This window comes from Acetoanaerobium pronyense (assembly GCF_017874355.1).
Lineage (GTDB): Bacteria > Bacillota > Clostridia > Peptostreptococcales > Filifactoraceae > Acetoanaerobium > Acetoanaerobium pronyense.
Genome location: NZ_JAGGLI010000063.1, coordinates 1 through 4,091, shown reverse-complemented (window position 1 = coordinate 4,091; position 4,091 = coordinate 1). Strand labels below are relative to the sequence as shown.

Sequence of the window (4,091 nt, the reverse complement as noted above, 5' to 3'; positions counted from 1 at the left end):
TACTTTAAGTATTCTAACAAGATTCAAAGACTTTATGAGTATTTTTTCTCCATTTTTATTTGCCGAAATCTCTCCATTTTATTTTACCAGTTACACCTCTACTTCTCAGGGATTTTTCTTCTATATCTAGGATATGCTTGAACAGATCTACTAGAATAGAATTTATTATTTTCGTTGGATTTGACATGTCATCACCTTCCTAAAACTCTTTATATACATATCTTACCCATCCCTGAGACATTTGGGAACACTAGACCGAGAATTTTCCCAAATTCCTGAATTTTTTCCCCCTCCTCTCTAAAATATCCTCAGTATCGAGACCTTTTATCTTAATTAGCTCCATGGAAAGCTTCTCTTTAATATCCATGGCTACCTTATCCACATCTTCATGAGCTCCTTTAGGAGGCTCAGGTACTATATGGTCTATAATCATAAACTCTTTAAGATCTTTGGCGGTAAGCTTCATCATCTCTGCTGCCTCTTTACTCCTTGAAGGATCTTTCCAAAGTATGCTTGCAAATCCTTCTGGGGAAAGTACAGAGTATATTGAGTTTTCAAGCATCCATATTTTATCTGTAATACCAAGAGCTAACGCTCCACCGCTTCCTCCCTCTCCTATTACTATAGAAAGAGTAGGTACTTTTAAACCTGACATTTCAATAAGACAAGAAGCTATTGCCTCACCTTGTCCCCTTTCTTCAGCACCTATTCCGCAGTATGCACCAGGTGTGTCTATAAAGGTCAGTACAGGCCTATTGAATTTTTCAGCCTGCTTCATAAGTCTTAAGGCTTTTCTGTATCCTTCAGGAGATGGCATGCCAAAGTTTCTATATATATTTTCTTTAGTGTTTCTCCCTTTTTGATGACCAATTACAGTAACGGCTTGACCATCTAATGAAGCTATGCCTCCAACTATAGAAGGGTCATCCCTAAAAAGTCTATCTCCATGAAACTCTATAAATTCATCAAATATTTTGTGTATATAATCAAGTGTAGTTGGCCTTTTCTTATGTCTTGCTATATTTACTCTATCCATCGCACTTATCATATATTTTCCCTCCCATCTTTATTATGAAGGGCTAATATCCTTGAGAGTGTGTTTTTCATATCCTCTCTTTTTACTATTTTATCTACAAAACCCTTTTCAAGAAGAAACTCTGAGCTTTGAAAATCATCAGGAAGCTTTTGCCTTATAGTCTGCTCTATGACTCTTGGACCTGCAAATCCTATAAGTGCCTTTGGCTCAGCGATTATTATATCTCCAAGCATCGCAAAGCTTGCAGTAACTCCACCAGTAGTAGGATGGGTAAGGACTGATATATATAAAAGACCTTCATCTCTATGTTTTCTAAGAGCTGCACTTGTTTTTCCCATCTGCATTAGAGAAAATATACTCTCTTGCATCCTTGCTCCACCAGATGCGCAAAATATTATAAGTGGCATCTTAAGCTCTATTGATTTTTCTACTGCTCTTGTGATTTTTTCTCCTACTGCACTTCCCATGCTTCCCATCATAAACCTTGAGTCCATCACAGCTACTACAGCATTTTGTCCTTTTATTTTTCCAAAGCCTGTAACTACAGCTTCTTTAATTCCAGTCTTGAGGGTCATATTCTTTATTTTTTTCTCATACTCTGGAAAGCCTATTGGATTTGTACTTGTAATATTTTCATCTATTTCTACAAAAGTATCTTCATCAAATATAAGATGAATTCTTTCCCAAGAGGACATAGGAAAATGATAACCACAACTTGGGCATACATTTTTGGTCTCTTCAAAATCATTTGAATATATATTTTCTTTACATGATGTACATTTCACCCACATACCTTCTGGAATATGAGATTTTACATTTTTTTTAATCTTATTATATTGTGTTTTTCTAAAGAGTTGCCCGAATATTTTAATCAACTCCCATATATGTATTTATAAACCCAGTATCATAATCACCTGATTTATAGTTTTCGATATCCATTATATTGAAATGATAGTCTATGTTTGTCTTTATTCCGTCAATTATAAACTCTCCAAGTGCTCTTTTCATTCTGCTCATTGCCTCAGCTCTATCTCTGCCATGAACTATTAGCTTTGCTACCATAGAATCATAATGAGGTGAAACCTTACATCCTTGATATATAAATGAATCAACCCTCACCCCTATTCCAGATGGAATATGAAGCCCTATAATGTTTCCAGGTGTTGGAGCGAAGTTTCTGTATGGATCTTCGGCATTTACTCTACATTCAATCGAGTGACCGCTTATCCTTATATCCTTTTGCTCATGTGAAAGTCTTTCCCCTGCAGCTATCTTTATCTGTTCTTTTATGATGTCTATTCCAGTCACCATTTCAGTTATAGGATGCTCGACTTGAACCCGTGTATTCATTTCCATAAAATAATAGCTTCCGTCTTTATCGAGTAAAAACTCAATCGTACCAGCATTTTTATATCCAACTGCTTTAGCTGCTCTAACAGCTGTCTTTCCCATTTCATCTCTTAGACTTTTGTCAATCACAGGAGAGGGTGCCTCTTCAATTATCTTTTGATTTCTTCTTTGGATTGAACAGTCTCTTTCTCCTAGGTGAATCACATTCCCATATTCATCTGCCAGTATTTGAAACTCTATGTGTTTCGGATTTAAAATTACTTTTTCAAGATAAAGTCTATCGTCTCCAAATGAGCTTTTAGCTTCCATTGCAGCACCTTCAAATGCTTTTTTTATTTCATCACTTGAATTTGCTATTCTCATTCCTTTTCCTCCACCGCCTGAGGCAGCTTTTAGAAGAACAGGATATCCTATTTCATCTGCTATCTTTTTAGCTTCAATAACGTCTTTAACAGCGCCATCCGAGCCTGGTATTATAGGAATTTTATTTTGACTCATTAATTCTTTTGCCTTTGATTTATCTCCCATCATATCTATTACACTATGAGAAGGCCCTATAAATTTTATTTTGCACTCTTCACACATTTTGGCAAATCTAGGATTTTCTGATAGAAAACCAAATCCAGGATGTATTGCATCTACTCCTGATATAGTCGCAGCGCTTAATATATTTACAATGTTTAAGTAACTGTCTTTTGATTTTGCTGGCCCTATACAAATTGCTTCGTCTGCAAGTTGTACATGAAGGCTACTTTTATCTTCTTCAGAATAAACCGCTACACTTACTATTCCCATATCTCTTAGGGTACGAATTATTCTTACTGCAATCTCGCCTCTATTTGCTATTAAAACCTTATTAAACATAGGCTATGCTCCTTTGATTTTAAATAGTACCTGACCATATTCAACAGGAGATTCATTAGAGACAAGTATTTCTACTACCTCTCCTTCTATTTCAGCTTCTATCTCATTCATAACCTTCATTGCTTCAACAATGCAAAGTATATCTCCTTTTTTTACCTTGTCTCCAACCTTTACATATGAAGCAGACTCAGGAGAAGATGACTCATAAAAGGTTCCAACCATTGGAGATTTTATTTCAGTTAAATTTTCGTGGTTCACTTCATCTGGTTTTGTATACTCTATTTTTTCTTCCTTTTGATTTTGTATTTTATATTCTTCTGAGACTAGGCCTTGGTTTAAATTCTTTTCTTTTGGTTTTATATTACTCTTGATAGTATTTGATTTTCCCATTTTTATTTTGATATCATTTGTCTCTACTTCTAAAGACTCCAGCATAGAAGACTCCATAATATTGACAAGCTCTTTGATTTGATTTAGCTCCATAATTCCTCCAAGTATAAAATCGCTTTAGAATTTTTAAAAATTCCTTTGATTTTAAAATAGTTTGATAGTCAAAATATTTTATAGTCAAACTATATATTATTCTCTTTAAGTTGTCAAATATTTTTTGCGTATTTTTTATCTATCATATTTGCGAGCTTTGTTTTGTAACCTTTATGTATTAGTTTACCAGAGGTTTTTTTGCTATAATAATATCAAAATATTCTATTTTTTTTATATATGATATTTCTTATTTTATAAAACTTAAAAAGCAATCTGGTAATATGTCAAGAAAAGATTTTTAAAGAAAACGTACAAAAGATTTAAAGAAGGGCAAAGCAAATAGAACCTATGATTTTCA

Annotated in this window: 5 protein-coding genes; all 5 read right to left on the bottom strand. The window is 34.1% G+C overall.

Translation table 11 applies throughout. The features are described 5' to 3' along the window. Positions 1-55: 55 nt before the first annotated feature. Positions 56-187: a hypothetical protein gene (locus tag J2Z35_RS14855; protein WP_281063653.1), complete on the bottom strand. Its 132-nt coding sequence runs from the start codon at positions 185-187 to the stop codon at positions 56-58. Between the two features lie 63 nt (positions 188-250). Further along, positions 251-1,048, bottom strand: a complete 798-nt coding sequence (locus J2Z35_RS14380) for an acetyl-CoA carboxylase carboxyltransferase subunit alpha (RefSeq protein WP_209662095.1) — start codon at positions 1,046-1,048, stop codon at positions 251-253. Further along, positions 1,045-1,827, bottom strand: coding sequence for an acetyl-CoA carboxylase, carboxyltransferase subunit beta (gene accD / locus J2Z35_RS14375; protein ID WP_245330936.1), 783 nt, complete (start codon positions 1,825-1,827; stop codon positions 1,045-1,047). The genes J2Z35_RS14380 and accD overlap by 4 nt, the downstream gene beginning before the upstream one ends. 76 nt (positions 1,828-1,903) lie before the next feature. Next, the gene (locus J2Z35_RS14370; RefSeq protein WP_209662094.1) at positions 1,904-3,250 is read right to left on the bottom strand and encodes an acetyl-CoA carboxylase biotin carboxylase subunit; all 1,347 of its coding nucleotides are present in this window, start codon (positions 3,248-3,250) and stop codon (positions 1,904-1,906) included. 3 nt (positions 3,251-3,253) lie between these two features. Continuing rightward, the gene (gene accB, locus J2Z35_RS14365; protein ID WP_209662093.1) at positions 3,254-3,733 is read right to left on the bottom strand and encodes an acetyl-CoA carboxylase biotin carboxyl carrier protein; all 480 of its coding nucleotides are present in this window, start codon (positions 3,731-3,733) and stop codon (positions 3,254-3,256) included. Positions 3,734-4,091 lie beyond the last annotated feature (358 nt).

What these genes read in the sequence shown, in the direction of transcription:
- accB (WP_209662093.1), bottom strand. Translation starts at nt 3,733, where the DNA reads ATGGAGCTAAATCAAATCAAAGAGCTTGTCAATATTATGGAGTCTTCT.
- J2Z35_RS14380 (WP_209662095.1), bottom strand. Translation starts at nt 1,048, where the DNA reads ATGATAAGTGCGATGGATAGAGTAAATATAGCAAGACATAAGAAAAGG.
- J2Z35_RS14370 (WP_209662094.1), bottom strand. Translation starts at nt 3,250, where the DNA reads ATGTTTAATAAGGTTTTAATAGCAAATAGAGGCGAGATTGCAGTAAGA.
- accD (WP_245330936.1), bottom strand. Translation starts at nt 1,827, where the DNA reads ATGTGGGTGAAATGTACATCATGTAAAGAAAATATATATTCAAATGAT.
- J2Z35_RS14855 (WP_281063653.1), bottom strand. Translation starts at nt 187, where the DNA reads ATGTCAAATCCAACGAAAATAATAAATTCTATTCTAGTAGATCTGTTC.